At 35.1% G+C, this 18244-nt stretch carries 17 protein-coding genes; 9 read left to right on the forward strand and 8 right to left on the reverse strand.

Annotated elements, in window-relative coordinates; all coding sequences use genetic code 11:
* Position 1: 1 nt before the first annotated feature.
* The 9 genes from MQX03_RS10110 to MQX03_RS10150 all read left to right on the forward strand — a co-directional run bounded on the left by MQX03_RS10110 (position 2) and on the right by MQX03_RS10150 (position 8610).
* Entirely contained in the window at positions 2-1411 is a 1410-nt protein-coding gene (locus tag MQX03_RS10110) for a sensor histidine kinase (RefSeq protein WP_242802890.1), read from the forward strand.
* A gap of 144 nt (positions 1412-1555) precedes the next feature.
* Positions 1556-2053, forward strand: coding sequence for a hypothetical protein (locus MQX03_RS10115; protein WP_242802891.1), 498 nt, complete (start codon positions 1556-1558; stop codon positions 2051-2053).
* Positions 2054-2083: 30 nt separating this feature from the next.
* Positions 2084-2932 carry a YoaK family protein gene (locus MQX03_RS10120; protein ID WP_242802892.1) on the forward strand — a complete coding sequence of 283 codons (849 nt, stop codon included), beginning with the start codon at positions 2084-2086 and terminating at the stop codon, positions 2930-2932.
* 324 nt (positions 2933-3256) lie between these two features.
* Positions 3257-5035, forward strand: a complete 1779-nt coding sequence (gene mutL, locus MQX03_RS10125; RefSeq protein WP_242802894.1) for a DNA mismatch repair endonuclease MutL — start codon at positions 3257-3259, stop codon at positions 5033-5035.
* Positions 5036-5040: 5 nt separating this feature from the next.
* Positions 5041-5775, forward strand: a complete 735-nt coding sequence (locus tag MQX03_RS10130; RefSeq protein WP_242802896.1) for a rhomboid family intramembrane serine protease — start codon at positions 5041-5043, stop codon at positions 5773-5775.
* Positions 5776-5783: 8 nt separating this feature from the next.
* Positions 5784-6776 (forward strand): endonuclease/exonuclease/phosphatase family protein, encoded by a 993-nt coding sequence (locus MQX03_RS10135; RefSeq protein WP_242802898.1) that lies wholly within the window; start codon positions 5784-5786, stop codon positions 6774-6776.
* A gap of 74 nt (positions 6777-6850) precedes the next feature.
* The gene (locus MQX03_RS10140; RefSeq protein WP_242802900.1) at positions 6851-7834 is read left to right on the forward strand and encodes an endonuclease/exonuclease/phosphatase family protein; all 984 of its coding nucleotides are present in this window, start codon (positions 6851-6853) and stop codon (positions 7832-7834) included.
* Positions 7835-7838: 4 nt separating this feature from the next.
* On the forward strand, positions 7839-8180 hold the full coding sequence (locus MQX03_RS10145) for a hypothetical protein (RefSeq protein ID WP_242802901.1): 342 nt from the start codon (positions 7839-7841) through the stop codon (positions 8178-8180).
* A 22-nt stretch (positions 8181-8202) separates the two neighbouring features.
* On the forward strand, positions 8203-8610 hold the full coding sequence (locus MQX03_RS10150; RefSeq protein ID WP_242802903.1) for a hypothetical protein: 408 nt from the start codon (positions 8203-8205) through the stop codon (positions 8608-8610).
* A gap of 33 nt (positions 8611-8643) precedes the next feature.
* On the opposite strand, the gene MQX03_RS10155 is transcribed toward MQX03_RS10150, so the two are convergent.
* The 8 genes from MQX03_RS10155 to murC all read right to left on the reverse strand — a co-directional run bounded on the left by MQX03_RS10155 (position 8644) and on the right by murC (position 18213).
* Positions 8644-10161 carry a GH3 auxin-responsive promoter family protein gene (locus MQX03_RS10155; RefSeq protein ID WP_242802953.1) on the reverse strand — a complete coding sequence of 506 codons (1518 nt, stop codon included), beginning with the start codon at positions 10159-10161 and terminating at the stop codon, positions 8644-8646.
* 103 nt (positions 10162-10264) lie between these two features.
* Positions 10265-10675 carry a BrxA/BrxB family bacilliredoxin gene (locus tag MQX03_RS10160; RefSeq protein ID WP_129535570.1) on the reverse strand — a complete coding sequence of 137 codons (411 nt, stop codon included), beginning with the start codon at positions 10673-10675 and terminating at the stop codon, positions 10265-10267.
* A gap of 486 nt (positions 10676-11161) precedes the next feature.
* Entirely contained in the window at positions 11162-11608 is a 447-nt protein-coding gene (locus MQX03_RS10165; RefSeq protein WP_242802905.1) for a GatB/YqeY domain-containing protein, read from the reverse strand.
* Between the two features lie 115 nt (positions 11609-11723).
* Positions 11724-13631: a cell division protein FtsZ gene (gene ftsZ, locus MQX03_RS10170; protein ID WP_242802906.1), complete on the reverse strand. Its 1908-nt coding sequence runs from the start codon at positions 13629-13631 to the stop codon at positions 11724-11726.
* An 83-nt stretch (positions 13632-13714) separates the two neighbouring features.
* Positions 13715-15100 (reverse strand): cell division protein FtsA, encoded by a 1386-nt coding sequence (gene ftsA, locus MQX03_RS10175; RefSeq protein ID WP_242802911.1) that lies wholly within the window; start codon positions 15098-15100, stop codon positions 13715-13717.
* Between the two features lie 118 nt (positions 15101-15218).
* A complete protein-coding gene (locus tag MQX03_RS10180; protein ID WP_242802913.1) occupies positions 15219-16184 on the reverse strand; it encodes a cell division protein FtsQ/DivIB in 966 nt (321 codons plus the stop codon).
* Between the two features lie 88 nt (positions 16185-16272).
* The gene (locus tag MQX03_RS10185; RefSeq protein ID WP_242802914.1) at positions 16273-16656 is read right to left on the reverse strand and encodes a GxxExxY protein; all 384 of its coding nucleotides are present in this window, start codon (positions 16654-16656) and stop codon (positions 16273-16275) included.
* A gap of 198 nt (positions 16657-16854) precedes the next feature.
* Positions 16855-18213 carry a UDP-N-acetylmuramate--L-alanine ligase gene (murC, locus tag MQX03_RS10190; RefSeq protein WP_242802916.1) on the reverse strand — a complete coding sequence of 453 codons (1359 nt, stop codon included), beginning with the start codon at positions 18211-18213 and terminating at the stop codon, positions 16855-16857.
* Positions 18214-18244: the final 31 nt, after the last annotated feature.

Raw genomic sequence — 18244 nt, forward strand, 5'->3', positions numbered from 1 at the left:
AATGCTTAACAAAGTCATTACAAATCAAACCAAAACGATGGTGCTTTTGATGGTTGTTTTTACAACCGTTATTTCCATTTTTGGAGGTTTGGTTTATTTTTCTATTGTTAATTTTTCGCATCAGCGTTTTTATGAATTGCTGAAAATACGTACGACTACCATTGTACAAATCGAAAAAGGAAAAGAGCATCTTGATTTACCTGAAAATTATATTCTCAACGGTTTAAACGACGAAGAACTTCCTATGGAAAGAGATTATGTTTTTGCCGTACCTTCAGATTCAAATTTTAAACATATTTCTAAAGAAGTACACATTCCTGATACTTTTTTTAAAAACATCATCAGACGAGGCGAGGCAAATTATAACGATAAAGAATTTTACTACATCGGTCAGTCTTTTAGATTTCAAAATAAAGATTACATCGCTATTGCATCTGCAAAAAACCATTACGTCGTTCATTATCTAGGGTTTTTAAAGAGAACATTGATTACCTGCATGATTCTCTCGATTTTCTTCAGCATGATTTTTTCTTTTTATTTATCTAAAACTTTATTTAAACCAATCCTTAAAATCACCGGAAAAGTAAAAGAAATCAGCTCAGAAAATCTACATTTACGACTAGAGCCGCAGCCTGACAACAAAGAGTTAAACGAATTGGTGGAAACATTCAACACAATGTTGACAAGAATTGAAACATCATTTGAAACTCAGAACCACCTGATTGGAAATGTTTCTCACGAGCTCAGAACTCCATTGACTTCCATTATGGGAGAAGCTGATGTTGCACTTTCTATCAACAGAACCGCTGATGAATACAAAGAAACTTTAGAAATCATCCTCGACGAAGCCGAAAAACTCGATAAAAAAATAAAAGCGCTTTTAATCATTGCTCAAACCGGTTTTGACGGAAAAATTCAGAAAATTGATAAGGTGAGAATTGATCAGTTGCTGTGGGATGTGATTGAGACCATCAGAAAAATTGATTCTCGAAATAATATTTATCTCGATATCAGCATGCTGCCCGACAATCCAAAAAAACTGAAAGTTCAGGGGAACGAGCAGCTTCTTCATCTTGCAGTTGCCAATATTGTGAACAACGGTTGTAAATATTCCAATTTCCAGCAGGTAAAAGTTTCACTTGGAGCTACAGATACAGATGTTTATATCATCATCAAAGACACAGGAATCGGTATTCCGGAATCTGAAATGGATAAAATCTACGATCCTTTCTTCCGAGCCTCCAACACCAAAAATTATGAAGGGTATGGCATCGGACTTCCCCTTGCACGAAACATTGTGAGAATGCATAATGGTGAATTGATTGTGAGTTCACACGAAAATCAGGGAACAACTGTGCAAATGCGTTTTCCTACTATTTATGCGACACAGCAGAAAGAAAAACAACCTTAGCTTCAAAACGAAGCATTTTTAAAAATGAAATTCTAATCTCATTTTAATCTCTTTAATTACATTTTAATTTTGTTCTAAAGGTCTTCTAATCTTACAGATATAGTTTTGTATTATCAAAATCGGTAACAACTAAATCTAAAAGATATGATCAAGACCATTTTAATTGCAACAGACTATTCTCTTGAATCTTTAAATATATTAAAGAAAGTTTTAAAAGAGAAAAACGCTACGGAAGAAAACACACAATACAACATTTTGCTTGTATCGGGTTATGATATGGGAGATTCTATCAGAGATCTTTTATTCAATACCAAAGGAACGGTTTTCAACAAAATCAGATCAAAAGAATTCTGCGATGCGTACAGCATCATCAAAAACAAATATCCGCACTTGGTAAATAAAATTGTTTGCGATGTCTTCACCGGAAGTTTCCAGAGAGCATTCAACAATTATCTGACGGCAGAAAATATCGAAGAAGCATATTATTCAGCTAATCTGAAAGATAAGAATACCAAAGGGAAATTTGACTTAGCTCCTTACATCAAAAAGGCTAAAGACATTCAGGTGAAAGAAATAACGCTTGGTGTACCGGAATTCATGCCCGAAAGAGGAAGACTTGCAGAAGTTTTTGTTGAAGTTTAAATTAAATGTCACCATTTAAAATCTAAAAAAATGTTAAGAAATTATAGTAACAGCAGGACATTGGGAGACAATATAAGACTGGGGACGCTGACTGCCTTTACGGCAGGGACTATAAATATTGCATCTCTACTTATATTTTTATCTTTTACCTCAAACGTAACGGGACATTACGCCGTATTTGCCGCAGAAATCAGTAAAGGAAACTGGTCGCAGGTTGCCGTTGTTGGCGCATGGATTTTCCTTTTCTTCTTCGGAAGTTTCACAGCAAACTTTTTCGTCATTAATTTTAATAAGAAAAGTAAATATTTTGCCCATGCAATGCCACTTATTTTAGAGATTCTATGTCTTGTGAGTGTTGGTTTTTATGGTCAGTTTTATTACCGAAAAACTCTGGAAGAAGCAGAAGTTTTGGTCGCTTTAATGCTCTTTGCAACAGGTTTACAGAATGGTTTGACGGCAAGTATATCCAACTTTTTGGTTAAAACAACACACCTTACGGGTACTACAACAGATTTAGGAATTCTTGCATCCATGTTTACTCACAAAAAATACAGAAAAAACCCTGAATTGATTGCAAGAGCAAAGCTTTTATTGAGCATTATGTCTGCTTATGTTTTAGGGGCTATTTTCTCAGGGATGGTTTATTACTCATTAGAATTCAGTGTATTTTATATCATCAGTTTATGTTTATTGGTCGTTATTGGATATGATTTCTATAAAATTAATATCAGACACTTTAAAACCAATTACCGATACGCAAAAATCTACAACAAGCCGAATTTTATGGCATTTATGTATGATAAAATCCACGGTAATGGTGAAGTGATGATAAAAGAAACCAGGAAAGAAAAATCTAAGCTTGTCTTAGAAGAGACTTAAATAATCAGTCAATTGACAGCACAAATCGTATATACTTTAGTTTTGTAGCCTCTGTTTGTTTTGCAAACGGGGGCTTTTTATTTGGCTTAAAATCCGGTTTTTTAGTAATGAAAACCTTTGTGGTCTTTGTTAAGTAGAACGCCTTTGCGAACCTTAAAAGCAGTTAGTATATAAAAATCTTTGCGAACTTTGCGTTAAAATTATTTTTTGCCTTTAAAAACGTGTAATCAGATTAATTTTAATCAGACTTAATTTTTAATTCATCCCTTATTTATTTTAAATCTTATTTCCTTTGACTATTTTTGTAAGTTCATTCATCATTTTATGTCAGATATTATTCAGCTTTTACCGGATCATGTAGCCAACCAAATTGCAGCAGGTGAAGTGGTGCAAAGACCTGCGTCGATTGTAAAAGAACTTTTGGAAAACGCCATTGATGCCGGAGCTTCAAAAATAGAACTGATCATAAGAGATGCCGGCAAAAATCTTATTCAGGTGGTTGATGACGGAAAAGGAATGTCTGAAACCGATGCCAGAATGGCATTTGAAAGACACGCCACTTCAAAAATACGAGCAACCGACGATATTTTTAAAATTTCCACAAAAGGCTTTCGTGGTGAAGCTCTTGCGTCAATCGCAGCGGTTTCGCAGGTTGAATTGAAAACCAAACAGGCAGAATCTCCGCTTGGAACCAATATTTATATTGAAGGTGGAATTTTTCAGTTTCAGGAGCCTGTACAGACTGCGGAAGGATCTAATTTTTTAGTTAAAAATCTCTTCTACAATGTTCCGGCAAGAAGGAAATTTCTGAAAAACAATAATATAGAATTCAGACACGTTATTGATGAATTTCAGCGTGTGGCATTGGCTCATGAGAATTTAGAATTTTCTATGTTTCATGATGATGATCCTGTTTTCAGGTTAAGAAAAGGCACACAAATGCAAAGAATTGTAGATGTTTTCGGAAGAAAATTACATCCACAGTTGATTCCTATTAAAGAGGATATTCTTTGGTGTAAACTTCACGGATTCGTTGCCAAGCCTGAAGGTGCAAAAAAGACACGTGGCGAACAGTTTCTTTTCGTGAACGGAAGATTTTTTAAAAGTCCGTACTTCAACAAAGCGGTTCAGGAAGCTTTTGAAGGACTTCTTTTGCCTGGATATATTCCGACCTTTTTCCTTTTTCTGGAATTAGATCCTGAGAAAATTGATGTGAATATTCATCCGCAGAAGACGGAAGTAAAATTTGAAGACGAGCATTTGATTTTTGCTTTGATTCGTTCTACGATTAAAAGATCGTTGGGAATTTATAATATTGCGCCGAGTCTAGATTTTGAAAAAGATCCGATACTGGACGAGATGATGCAGAAAAGTTTCCCGAGCAAAGCCAATAATTCGGGAAGTTATAAAATGCCGGAAATAACGGTAGATCGAGATTACAATCCTTTTTTGGAAGAAAGAGAGGTTACGAAAAACGAAATTCAGAATCTTACGGAAATGTATCATCAGAACATTTCTGCAGAGCCTTCTAAGATCAATCTTTTCGAAGATGAAGATTTTGATGAAGATTTGATGAGACTTCCGAACGGATATTGGCTTTTCAACAAAGGCGACAGAACTTTGATGCTCGATTTGGGCAGAATGCACCGATTGCTGGTTGCCGAAAACAATAAAAATGTAAAAAAAGGCAACGTGAGTCATGCCCTACTCTTCTCTCTGGAGTATCACATGAACGAAATTGAGAAAAATAAATACAAATCCATTAAAAAATTTCTGCCGGAACTCGGGTTTGACATGAAAATTGCACATGAGAACGTGCTCAGAATCGATACCGTACCTGAAGGATTGAAAGAAACTCAAGTGATGAAGTTTCTCGAAAATCTATTCGATATTTTGGAATACAAAACCGAGGACGAATTTATGCAGTTTTATCACAATCAATGGGCAAAAATGCAGTCGAAATCAAGATTTGATTTTATTTACAAAGCTGATGCTGAGCAAGTGATCAAAGACTTCACGGCATTAGGTTTCCCTGAATTTTTACCTACCGGAAAAAGATGTTTTTATGAAGTTCCGTTTAATGATTTAAAAAATAAATTTTAAAAAAGATGTTTAATAATATACCGCCAATTACGAGAAATCTGATTATTATAAATGTTGTTGTATTCATAGCATCATTTTTATTACCTCAGCTCAATACTATGCTTGCTGCTTATTATCCATTCTCTCCTAATTTCAAATCATGGCAGATTATAACGCACATGTTTATGCATGGTGGTATAATGCATATTTTATTTAATATGTTCACACTTTTTAGTTTCGGACCTATATTAGAACAGTCTTTAGGAGACAAAAAATACTTAATTCTTTACTTTTTAAGTGGTTTGGGAGCTTTTTTCCTTTTTAATTTGTGGAATTTTGTGGAAGTACAGAAAATTATAAGTGACATGGAAGCTTTAGGACTAAACCCCGCAGAAATTTTCGCTAAAGCAAACGTTAACTATGTTGGAGATTTAAAAATTAGCGCAACAACTGTGGAAGGGCAGGAATTATCTCAAAATTTATATATAGCACTTAGAACTCCAATGGTTGGCGCATCGGGGGCAATTTTCGGAGTTATTGCAGCATTCGCAACATTATATCCTGAAGCAAAAATTGGTATTATGTTTATTCCAATACCCGTAAAAGTAAAATACGTATTGCCAATTGTTGTGATAGGATCAATTTATTTAGGTGTCACAGGAAATGGAGGTGGTATTGCCCATCTTGCTCACGTTGGAGGTGCCATTGTAGGATTTATTCTTGCAAGAATCTGGAGGAAACATTTATACCGATTTAATTAAAATTACTTGTGAAAATTCTGCGTCTGATTTTATTAATACTTCACTTAGCCACATTATTTCTGTTGCTGGGTGTTTTGCTGAACGCCTACATTCCGCCGAAAGTTTTTCCTTGGTTTAATCTGCTGTCTTTAGGATTTCCGGTTTTGATGATTGGATACGTTTTGCTTACCTTTTTCTGGATTTTTTCCTGGAAAAAAAGAGCTTTTGTTTTCATGTTTTTGGGATTATTTTTATTTAATCCTGTCAAAAGATGGGTTAATTATTCAACTGAGAGTAAGGAGATTGCTAACCTAAAGATTATTTCTTTTAATATAAAAGGTGGAAAATTAGAAATTGAAAACATTCAGGAATATATCAATCAACAAAATGCAGATATCGTTTTGCTACAGGAAGATGGAGGTCGCGAATATCAATTTAAAGATCTTAAAAAAGATCATACAGCTCCTATTGTTTCTACCTATTCAAAATACAAAACTATAGCTCACAAAGAATTGTTTGCAGGGATGTATAATGAAGAATTTAATGCCTATTCTGAATATTCTGATATTGAAATAAAGGGGAAAACATACCGAATTATCAACACCTATCTTCAGCCTTTCAAGTTTGAGAAAAGCATGGTCAAACTCAATGGCAATAGTGAAGAGGACGAACAGAAAGTAAAAGACATCGTTAAGCGATTAATTCCTACTTTCAAAATGCATCAAGAGCAGGTAGATATTATTCGTAAAAGTATCGACGAGTCACCATACCCGGTTATTTTAGCCGGAGATCTAAACTCAGTTCCCAATTCTTATGAATATTACCATTTAGGAAAAGGCTTAAAAGATGCTTTTTTTGAAGTGGGAAAAGGAAGTGGAACAAGCTTTCATGACTATAAATTTCCTATCAGAATCGATTTTATTTTCACTTCATCTTCTGTGAAACCTGTTACTTATCAAGTTGACCGCTCAGTAAAACTTTCTGATCATTTTCCGGTAGTTGCTACGTTTAAAATTGATTGATTATAAGCCTATTTCGTTATTTATCATAATGTTGGCAGTATTTTTGTTGCGGAAAACACATATCAGAGTTTTCAATGAAGCGTGCACATGTATTTTTAGTTTTTCATATTTTATTAATTATATTATTACTGAGCACTTTTGCCAACGCCTGGGTCGCTCCGAACTATTTCAGCAAACTCAATTTACTCTCTTTAGCCTTTCCTTATCTGATTATTCTTCATCTTTTATTCACTATTATCTGGTTTTTTAAAGAAAAGAAAATTGCAATGTTTTTTTTGCTTTCGACTTTTATTTTTTATAATCCGGTGCGAAGATGGGTCAATTTTACACCACAACAGACCGCTCAGTCTCATCAGAAAGACATTAAAGTTTTAACCTTTAATGTAAAATACGGAAGCTCAGGCTGGCCAACTGTTAAAAAATATATTACGGATCAAAATGCCGATATCATTCTCGTTCAGGAAAAAGATACTAGCACTGCATTAAGGAAAGATCTGGTGAAATACCCTTCGGTAATCCTGAAAACTAAGCATAAAATTTTGCGTCAAGGCGATTTAATCAATGATGACTCAAAAGGGAATTCATTTTATGCAGATATCAATATTGACGGAAAAATTATCCGAGTAATTAATGTTTATCTGGAACCTTTTAGGCTCAATAAAAACATGCTCGGTATGCAGGATAAAAACTGCGGAAAAGACGAAAAAAATAAAATGGCAGCACTCTTTTCAAGATTGATTCCTACGTTCAAAACGCATGAGGAGCAGGTGAAAAAAATCAGAAAAGCGGTTGATCGATCACCTTATCCTGTAATTTTGGCAGGAGATTTTAATTCAGTTCCCAATTCCTGGGAGTATTATAATCTCGGAAGAAATCTTGATGATGCTTTTGTAGAAGCAGGAAACGGAAGTTCTACAAGTTTTCATGATTATAAATTTCCTTTGAGAATTGATTATATTTTCACCTCAAAAAGCATTACAGCATTAAATTACAAAGTCGATTATTCCGTAAAATTGTCAGATCATTATCCGGTAATTGCAGAATTTCTATTAAATTAGTTCCATGAAAAAAGTATTGGCTGCGGGATGCATCATTTCCATATTTATAATTGCTTGTTCGAAACGTGAAGCGGCAAATACAAATGAAATTCAGGCAGTACAGCCTCATTATGACACGACAGCTATTGACTCTTTTTCGGCAGGAGCAACCACAGTAGATATTGTACGCCAGATAAGAATGTCTTCTCAAAAATATCAGGACTCGTTGAAAGAAGCAATAAAGCTAGAACAAGAAGAAAAACGAATTACTGCAGAACTTGAAAAGGAAAACAAGAAAAAACTGGAAGAAGAAAAGAAGTTGAAGGCTAAAGAAAATACGGCCACTTCTACACCAAAAACAGATTAATAACATAATTTAAATATACACAATGAAAAAACAAATCTTAGCAGCAATCGCTGTATCAGCGTTTATTGTAAGCTGCACACAATCTACATCAAAAACTGAAAAAGTAGAAAATCCGGATGGATCTGTCACCACTACCACGACAACTGAAAGCAGCACAGGCTTGGTAGATAGCGCAAAAATAGACAAAACAAAATCTGACATCAAAAACACGGTTGATAAAACAGGTGACAAAATTGATCAGACTGCCCAGAAAGCAAAAGAAGATCTGAATGCAGCAGGAAAAGATATTAAAAACGAAGCCAACAAAGTAGGAAAAGACATCAAATCCAGCGCTCAGGAAGTTGGTAAAGATGTTAAAAACACCGCAGCACAAGGCGCCCAAAAAGTAGAAGATGCTGCAAAAAAACTGAAAGAAGATCTTAAAAAATAAGAAACAAAAACCGCAGAGATTTTTGCGGTTTTTTTATGTTTTATTCATTTCCAATAAAGGATCTATATATTCTCTGTCGTTGCTCAGACGCGGTACTTTATTTTGTCCACCAAGCTTTCCTTTAGATTCCAGCCAGCAATAGAACAAATTGGGTCTAGCAATGTGAATGACAGGTTTTTTCAAAGTAATATTGTTATATCTTTTGGCTTCGTAATCAGAGTTGATGGCTTTCAGATGCTGATCAAAAACATCAGTAAATTCTTCTAAACTATGCGGTTTTTCACTGAACTCAAAAATCCATTCATGGGCACCGCCTTCATTTTCTTTCATAAAAATCGGAGCTCCCGTAAAATCTGTAACGGCTGACTTTGTTGCTTCGCATGCTTTCGTTAAAGCAGATTCTACGTTGGTAATCATCAATTCTTCACCAAACGCATTAATGTAATGTTTCGTTCGTCCTGTTATTTTTATTCTGAAAGGACTGACTGATGTAAAAATCACTGTATCTCCAATTAAATATCTCCACAGTCCGCCGTTGGTAGTAATTACCATCGCATAATTTTTACCTATTTCTACATCTTCTAAACTTACTACTTTCGGATTTGAACAATGAAACTGATCCATCGGGATAAACTCGTAGAAAATACCGTAATCCAACATCAGAAGCATTTCGTCGCTGTTTGGTCTGTCCTGAATTCCAAAGAAACCTTCCGAAGCGTTGTAAATTTCGTAGTAGTTGATATTTTTTCCGATGATTTGTTTAAACTGATCTTTGTATGGTTTAAAACTGATTCCACCGTGAAAAAACACTTCCAGATTTGGCCACAATTCTGAAATATTTTTGACATCCGTTTCTTTTAAAACCCTCTGCAAAAGCACCATCATCCAGCTGGGTACTCCCAAAATACTTCCAACATCTTCATTCTTTACTTCAGAAGTAATGGCTTTCAGCTTACTTTCCCATTCTCCCATCAGAGAAACTTTCTTGCTCGGAGTAGTGGTGATTTCAACCCAAAAAGGAAGATTATCAATTAAGATTGCCGAAAGATCTCCAAATTTGGTATTAAAATCGGCGTATAATTCTGAGCTTCCACCCAGACGTAAATTTTTATTGGTGAAAAGCTGATTTTCGGGATGATTATTGGCATAAATAGAAACCATGTCCTTCCCGGCTTTCATGTGGCAGTATTCGAGGCTTTCTGCTGAAATAGGGATGAATTTGCTTTTGGCATTCGTGGTTCCGGAAGATTTAGCAAAATGTTTGATGTAACCGGGCCAGCTTACGTCTTTATGTCCCTGTCTTGCTCTTTCGATATACGGTTCAAAATCTTCGTAGGTCACTACAGGAACTTTATTTTTAAAATCCTGGTAGCTTGATATAGTATTAAATCCATATCGCTTGCCATATTCTGTATCTTCTGCATGAAACAACTGAGAAAACAGAATTCCGTTCTGCGTTTCGATAGGATGATCCATGAAATTCTGTATCTGATCTATCCTTTGGCGGATAAACCAATTGACTACAGTATTGAAAAGTGCTTTCGTTGCCATTTCAACAAATATAATCATATTTGAATTTCCTGCGAATGATTTAAATAAAAAACCGTCACAAAATTTGTAACGGTTTCTATATAAAGCTTTTAATTACTTACGATTAGCAATATTCGTCATAAGCAGCCTGAAGGTTTGCAGCAATTGCTCCTGCAGGATTTCCTTCAATATGATGTCTTTCTAGCATGTGAACCAATTCTCCGTCTTTGAAAAGCGCTACACATGGTGAGCTTGGAGGGAATGGTGCCAAATGTTTTCTAGCTGCATCAACTGCGTCTTTGTCAAAACCTGCAAAAACAGTCGTCAAATGATCTGGTTTTTTCTCTCCAGTCAAAGAATAAACTACTCCCGGTCTTGCTGCGCCTGCCGCACATCCGCACACAGAGTTGATGACCAAAAGAGTCGTTCCAGACTGCTTCAAAGCATCTTCTACCTGTGCAGGAGTTTCTAAATCCTGAAAACCTTTATCTGTAAGTTCAGCCTTCATCGGCAATACTAAATCTGATGGATACATTTCTTGTAATTTTTAATTGTAGACAAATTTACAACATTTCTAAATTTATCTCAATTAATAAAAACTATTGATGAGTTCGCAAAACAAAATTAAATATTGGTATTACATATTCAAATCACATAATAATTTAATTATAAATAATAACATTTAGTTAATATTTGCTAAATTTTTGCTAAATTTGAAATGATTCTAAAAACGAGTTTCCATGAAAAAAAACTTATTAATTAAATTTTCTAAGACATATCAGAACAAATATGATATGAAATGTTGTATAGTTCCCAACCCTTTTAATTATCAATCAGTAAGTTTTTAGAATAACAAACCGGTAATTATGAGGAGTCTATCAAATATATGAAGCCCGAAACATAATGTTTCGGGCTTCATTAATCAAATCGATATGCAAAGGTTGAATATCCAAAAAAATATAATTGATGATTTATAATTGATGAATGATATCAAACATCAATTATCATTCATCGATCACGTTTATGAAAGTAACTTCTTAGCCATCTCGGAAATACTTTTTCCGTCAGATTTTCCGGCTAAGTTTTTTGAAGCTAATCCCATAACTTTTCCTAAATCTTTAATAGATTCAGCTCCGGTTTCTGAAATTATCTGCTTGATTTCTGCTTCTAATTCTTCAGAAGATAATTGTGCAGGTAAAAATTTCTCAATGACTTTCATCTGAGCATCTTCCACTTCTGCCAAATCGTTTCTCCCTTGAGCTGTAAACTGCTCATAAGAATCTTTACGTTGCTTTATCATTCTTTGCAAAATTGCAATTTCCTGCTCAGGTGAAACTTCCGCTCCTAAAGCTTCGGTTTTCAGCAATAATATCTGAGATTTTACAGCACGAAGAGAGTCTAAAGCCACTCTGTCTTTTGCTCTCATTGCTGTTTTTATTGCTTCACTTATAATAAGTTCTAAACTCATATTAATTAATTTAACAATGTATCAATGTAACAGTTTACCAATGAGATGCTTCGATAAGCTCAGCATGACAATTCGGGGTTGTTACATTGGTACATTTCCACATTGTTACATTATTTTAGTCTACGTCTTTATTTAAAAATCTGTTTTCTCTGATCTGCATGTTTCCGTTGTTGTCAGACAAATAGGTGTTGATATTTTGGTCTGATGCATTGGAACCGTCGATAGAGATGTTTTTTCTCTTGAAGGCAGGTACAGATTCAAATTCATTCACATGATCAAAATTCTGATAACGAGAGTTGAATTCTTTCAGCTTGTTTCTTCTTTCTGATGCTCTTTCCTGATCTGCAGGTTTGTTAACGAAAGTGAATTCAGATTCTGTATGTCTCGTAGTTTCTATTTCTACTCTTTTTTCAACAACAGGTTTTTCTTCAGCTTTTGGCTGTTCTTGAGTCTGATAAAACGTTTCAACTTTATGAGTTGTTTCCTCTACTCTCTCGATTACCGCAGAAGTTTCAACCTCATTTTTTGGCTGTCCGAAATCATATTTAGGTTCAGCAATCGGTTCGTTAACGGTAAAATTAAACTCAACAGCTTTTTCGTTCGAAAAATTATTGCTGAAAGAATTTTCTTTTGGCTCTTCTTTTTTATTTTCAAAATCGAAAGAGAACGACTGAATTTCTAAATCATTAGGGTCGTCATCAAAAGAAAACAAATTAACATCATTCTCATTACTTGATTCTTCATTTCTCCAGCTCTGAATAGGGCTTTCTAATGTATCTTCCTCTTTATCAGAGAATTTTATTTCAGTTTTCACATCTTCATCCTCGATCATCATTTTTTTTTCAGAAGCCGACATCTTAAATTGTGACGCATCCTGATCTTCATCATCTAATCTGAAAAGGTTTTTTCCTCCAAAATCATAACCCTGCTCAGGCGTTACTTCTCTCTCATCTCTTGTTTTGAAAGGAGAAGATTTTGGGTTATCCAAAGTATCATTTAAGCCAATTCTGATTTTCTCGGTAGGACCTGAAAACTTTTGGTTATCATTAGAAAAACCAGTCGCAATCACCAATACACTTACAGCATCGCCCAATTCTTCATCAGCACCAACCCCAAAAATGATATCAGCTGTGTGACCAGCTTCTTTCTGGATGTAATCCATGATGATACCGATTTCGTCCATCGTAGCTTCTTCTACACCACTTCTGATCAACAATAACACGTTTCTTGCGCCTGTAATTTTGTTGTCATTCAATAATGGAGAATCTAATGCTTTTCTAACCGCTTCTTCAGCTTTATTTTCACCTGAAGCTGTTCCTGTAGACATTAAGGCCGTACCAGAATTCTGAAGCACAGATTTAGCATCTCTAAAGTCAATGTTGACATCAAAGTAACCCGTAATAACCTCCGCCATACCTTTTGCAGCGTTGGTTAAAACTTCATCGGCTTTTGAGAATCCTTGTTTGAAACCAAGATTTCCGAATTGCTGTCTTAATTTATCATTGTTGATTACAATTAATGAATCAACATTGTTTCTTAATTTTTCTAGTCCAAGTTCTGCCTGATCCAATCTTCTTTTCCCTTCAAAGCTAAAAGGAACGGTAACGATACCTACCGTAAGAATTCCCATGTCTTTGGCAACTTTAGCAATAACCGGAGCAGCACCCGTTCCGGTACCACCACCCATTCCTGCGGTGATGAAAACCATCTTGGTATTTTGTCCCATTGCTGCCTTGATTTCTTCGATACTTTCTATCGCTGCTTTTTCACCCACTTCAGGATCTGCACCCGCTCCAAGACCTTCAGTAATGTTTATTCCCAACTGAACCTTGTTTGAAACCGGATTGTTATCTAAAGTCTGCGCATCAGTATTGCAAATCACGAAATCTACCCCGTGAATTCCTTTTTCGTACATGTGTTTTAGGGCATTGTTTCCACCGCCACCAACACCGATAACTTTAATGATCGAAGAATTTCCTTTTGGCAGATCAAATGAAAATCCTTGTGTGCCTATATTTTCCATACTTATATTTTTTTATAATTGATAATCGACTATGATAGCTGATGAGCATATCTTTCATCGCTTATCATTCATCATTTATATTTTTATTCTACTTCTTCAAAGAATTTTTTCACCTTTTCCATCAGAGACTGTCCGAAAGTAGGTTTCGAAGGTCTTGATGTTGTTACAGGAGCTTTAAACTCTTCTTCAGTAGTCTGATTAACTGAAGTTTGAGATTCAGAACTAGCAATAGCTTGTTGCTCTTTTTGCTCAACTTTCGCTTCAACCTGAATTTCAAGTTCCTCTTCTACAGCAACCGTTTTTTTATCTCTGATTTTCAAACTTTCCATCAGCAAACCGATAGACGTTGCAAATTCCGGTCCTTTAAGATACTGGTTTTTATCGTTTGCAATATATTCATTTGCGAAACCAATTCTACTATCGAATCCTGTTGTATAATTTGCCAGCTGACGAAGATGTTTTAAATTTGAACCACCACCCGTCAGAACAATTCCAGCGATCAGTTTTTTCTTTTGCTCAAATGCTCCGTAAGCTTTTAATTCGGTATTGACCATTTCCAAAATTTCCTCCACTCTCGCATTGATGATCTGCGCTAAAGTTTTAAGGGAAATTTCTTTATCCGGTCTTCCGTGAAGTCCTGGAATAGTAACAAATGTGCTGTCTTTTTCCAACTCAGGAACTGCAGAACCGAACTTAACCTTTAATTGCTCGGCATGCTTTTCAATAATTGAACAGCCTTCTTTGATGTCTTCCGTGATAATTCCGCCTCCGTAAGGGATGACGCAAGTATGACGGATAATATTATCTTTAAAAATAGCAATATCTGTAGTACCACCACCGATGTCTACAATTGCTACTCCCGCTTCTTTTTCTTCTTTAGTTAAAACAGCTTCAGAAGATGCTAAAGGCTCCAAAGTAAGTGCTTCCATCTCTAAACCTGCTTCTCTTACACATCTTGCAATGTTTCTGATGCTTCCCATTTGTCCTACAACAACATGAAAATTGGCTTCCAGACGTTTTCCGTGCATCCCGACAGGCTCCTGAATTTCACCTTCAGAATCAACCTTATATTCCTGCGGAAGAACGTGGATAATTTCCTCGCCCGGCAACATGACCAGCTTTTTCACCTGATCTTTCAGTGCTTCGATGTCATCATCTGTGATGAATCTGTCCGGATTCTCACGCATAATGTAATCCGAATGCTGCAGTGAACGAATGTGTTTACCCGCAATTCCTACAGTGACCTTATGGATAGGTACACCTGCACTTGACTGTGCTTCTGCAACAGCTGCTTTAATAGAGTTAATAGTTTGTGAAATATTATTCACAATTCCTTTATGAACTCCAAGACTTTTGGCCTTACCAACACCGAGAATTTCTATTTTCCCGTGTGCATTCCTCCTTCCGACAATGGCGACAATCTTGGTTGTCCCGATGTCAAGACCTACTGAATACTCTTGATTTTCCATTGTGTATATCGATTTGATTTAATTACTTATTTAATTTAATAGGCTCGCCTATTCCTTTTTTTTGATTTGATCGGATTTTATTCTATCCTTTGTTAAGTCATCCCTTCGGGACTCTTTTTTATTCTATTTTGACCTTTGCTTTTGGCTTTGTGGCCGGTTTCTTTTCTGGAGTTTTCTTTTTCTCCTTGGGTTTGACAACTGCTTTAGGCTTTGTATTTTCTTTTGGTTTTAAAGAAGTTGAACTCGCCTTTTTTACTGCTGGTTTCAGATTGACTTCCGCTTTTTTAACTGGAGCGACTGCTACCGGAGTTTTTGCTAAATCTTTATGACCCGCTTTTAAAATACTATCGTTCTCTTTAAAATAAGGATTCAAAGTCGTTACAATCTGGTTCTGATATTTTACTGACACCATGCTATATTTTTGAGGATCCTGAAACACCAGATATTTCTCAACAAACGTTTTAAAACCTTTTACTTTTAATTCAATATTATCTAAATCTCCAATCTCCACTTTATAATTTCCTTCACTCGTCAAAAGATTGTAGCTGTCTTTATATTTTGAAATTCCAATAAAATATTTTTTGCTGAAATCATCTTTGTCAATTTTATCAACCAATTCTGCCAGCTTTTCATATTCATCTTTCTTCACATCGCCCGTCACCAGCATGCATGGATGAGAATACGTTCTTGAAATAGGAAATTCTGTTCCCTTTTCGTCTACATAAAAATCTTTTCCATTATAATTTAACCTGAAAACCGGAACCCGTTGTTTGATGTCTAGATTGAGTTTTCCATTTAAATTTAAATAAACATTAGCGCTGTCGACCGCCGGAAGTGCATTGATTTTCTTTTCCAGTTCCGGAATATTTAAATCTCCAACTTTTCCTGACGGATTTTCTTTGATGACGATTTGTTTGATGTCTTTTTCGTCAATAAAGTACACCGGAGTTTTCTCATTCATTTTTACAGAAATTTTCTCATCCGTAATCTTCTGACCACTGAATTTCTTCAACGAGAAGCTCAGCAGGAACCCAAGAATGATCACTGTGATGGCAATTTTTAAAATTCTGTATTTGTTTTTCATTTTGCTTTTTTTTGAACACAGAGTGCACAAAGGTTTTTTTATTTTTAAGTTTCACAAAACCGCTTCGCTTATATTAGCTACATTGCTTTCATTTTATATATCCATTTATTACTCTCTGAATTCCGGTTTTAAAAAGTTTAGAATTAAAATTTAATAATAAACCTAATCTGTAATTTCCTAATTTTAAATAATTTAATAATTGAGCATTGTGAAAATTATCTAAAGCTTCCTGAGCTTTAATTTCTACAACAACTTTATTTTCAACTAATAAATCAATTTTAAAAGCATTTTCTACATTTAAATTTTCATATTGTATTGAAAGAAATTTCTGTCTTTCAACCGACAATCCTCTGTTTTTTAATTCATACTCCAAACACTGCTCATAAACTGTTTCATATAAACCTGATCCAAGACTTCTGTGAATTTTTAATCCTGCATCAATTATTATTGCTGAAATATCATTCTCATTCATTTGTGTGTTTTATTTTTTGGAACACGAAGTTCACTAAGTTTTTTATAATACCTTTTATCCATCAGTTTCGCAAAGCCGCTTATATGAGGAATTACATTGTATCAATATATTACTTTCACGTTTTTACTTTTATAAGCGAAGCGGCTCTGTGAAACCTCATTCGCATCAAGAAAAATCCTCTGTGCTCTTTGTGTTCAATTACATATTTTGCAGCCACTCACAAATCGGGTCATACAGTGTATCAACATTTCCTGCACCGACAGTGAGTAAAATGTCAAATTCTTTTTCTTTTATCTTATTAAAAGCTTCTGATAAACCTGAAATTTCTTTTTTATCTAAAGTCACTTTTTCCAACAACCAATCTGAAGTAATACCTTCAAAGTTTTCCTGAAGTTCTCTTGCCGGATAAATATCAAGCAAAATCAACTCTTCAGAATTACTTAAACTTTCGGCAAATCCATCAACAAAATCTCTCGTTCTACTGAACAAATGCGGCTGAAAAACCACCAAAAGCTTTTTATCCGGATAAAACGTTTTTATCGAACCCACTACAGCATTAATTTCTGTCGGATGATGGGCATAATCGTCTATATAAATTTTACCGCTCGGATAAATGTGTTTTGTATATCTTCTTTTTATACCTTTAAAATTGGCAATGGCTTTCTTCAACGTTTCAAAATCAACTCCCAGATTATTCAGAATTGCCAACGCAACCGTGGCATTTTCGACATTGTGAATTCCAGGAACATCCCAGACAAAATCTTTTATAGTTTCTGTCGGAGTATGAAAATCGAAGTAGATTTTATCATAATGCATGCGAAGATTGTCTGAATAATAATCAGCAGCTTCGTTTACAGCGTAGGTTTTATGTGCTCTTCCAATCTCAATTCCTTTTCTTACAAAAAGCTGTTGGTCTTCCGGAACTAGAGCCGCAAACTGTCTGAAACCTTCTTCAATGGTGTTTTTATCTCCATAAATATCCAAATGATCTGCATCAGTAGAAGTGATCACTGCCCAATCCGGAGAAAGATTAAGAAAACTTCTATCGTATTCATCGGCTTCCACCACAGAATATTGAGTTCCGTTATACAGGAAATTCGATTTAAAATTCTCAGAAATACCGCCTAAAAAACATGAAAATGGCAAATCTGCTTCTTTACATAAATGTGAAACCAAAGTAGACGTTGTAGTCTTTCCATGAGTTCCCGCAACTGCGATGCAATCTGTGTTTTCGGTAATTAAACCCAAAACTTTTGCACGTTTTAAAACTTCAAATTGATTTTCATTAAAATAATCTAAAATCCCCAATTTTTTAATTGCCGGAGTATAAATTATCAATGTATTTTCTTTTTGAAGTGACGTGATTTTATCATCAATAACATCTTCAAAAACAATATCAATTCCCTCGCTCATCAACAGCTGAGTTAGTTTTGTGTTGGTTTTATCGTAGCCTAAAACATTCTTGCCCGAAGCATGGAAGTAGCGCGCCAAAGCACTCATCCCGATACCTCCGATTCCGACGAAGTAAAAATTTTGATATGTTTCTAAATTGTTCATTCCTTATTAATTTGAGATTTGACGTTTGAGA

Origin of the sequence: Chryseobacterium aahli (genome assembly GCF_022699665.1) — a bacterium.
GTDB classification, from domain to species: Bacteria; Bacteroidota; Bacteroidia; order Flavobacteriales; family Weeksellaceae; genus Chryseobacterium; species Chryseobacterium aahli.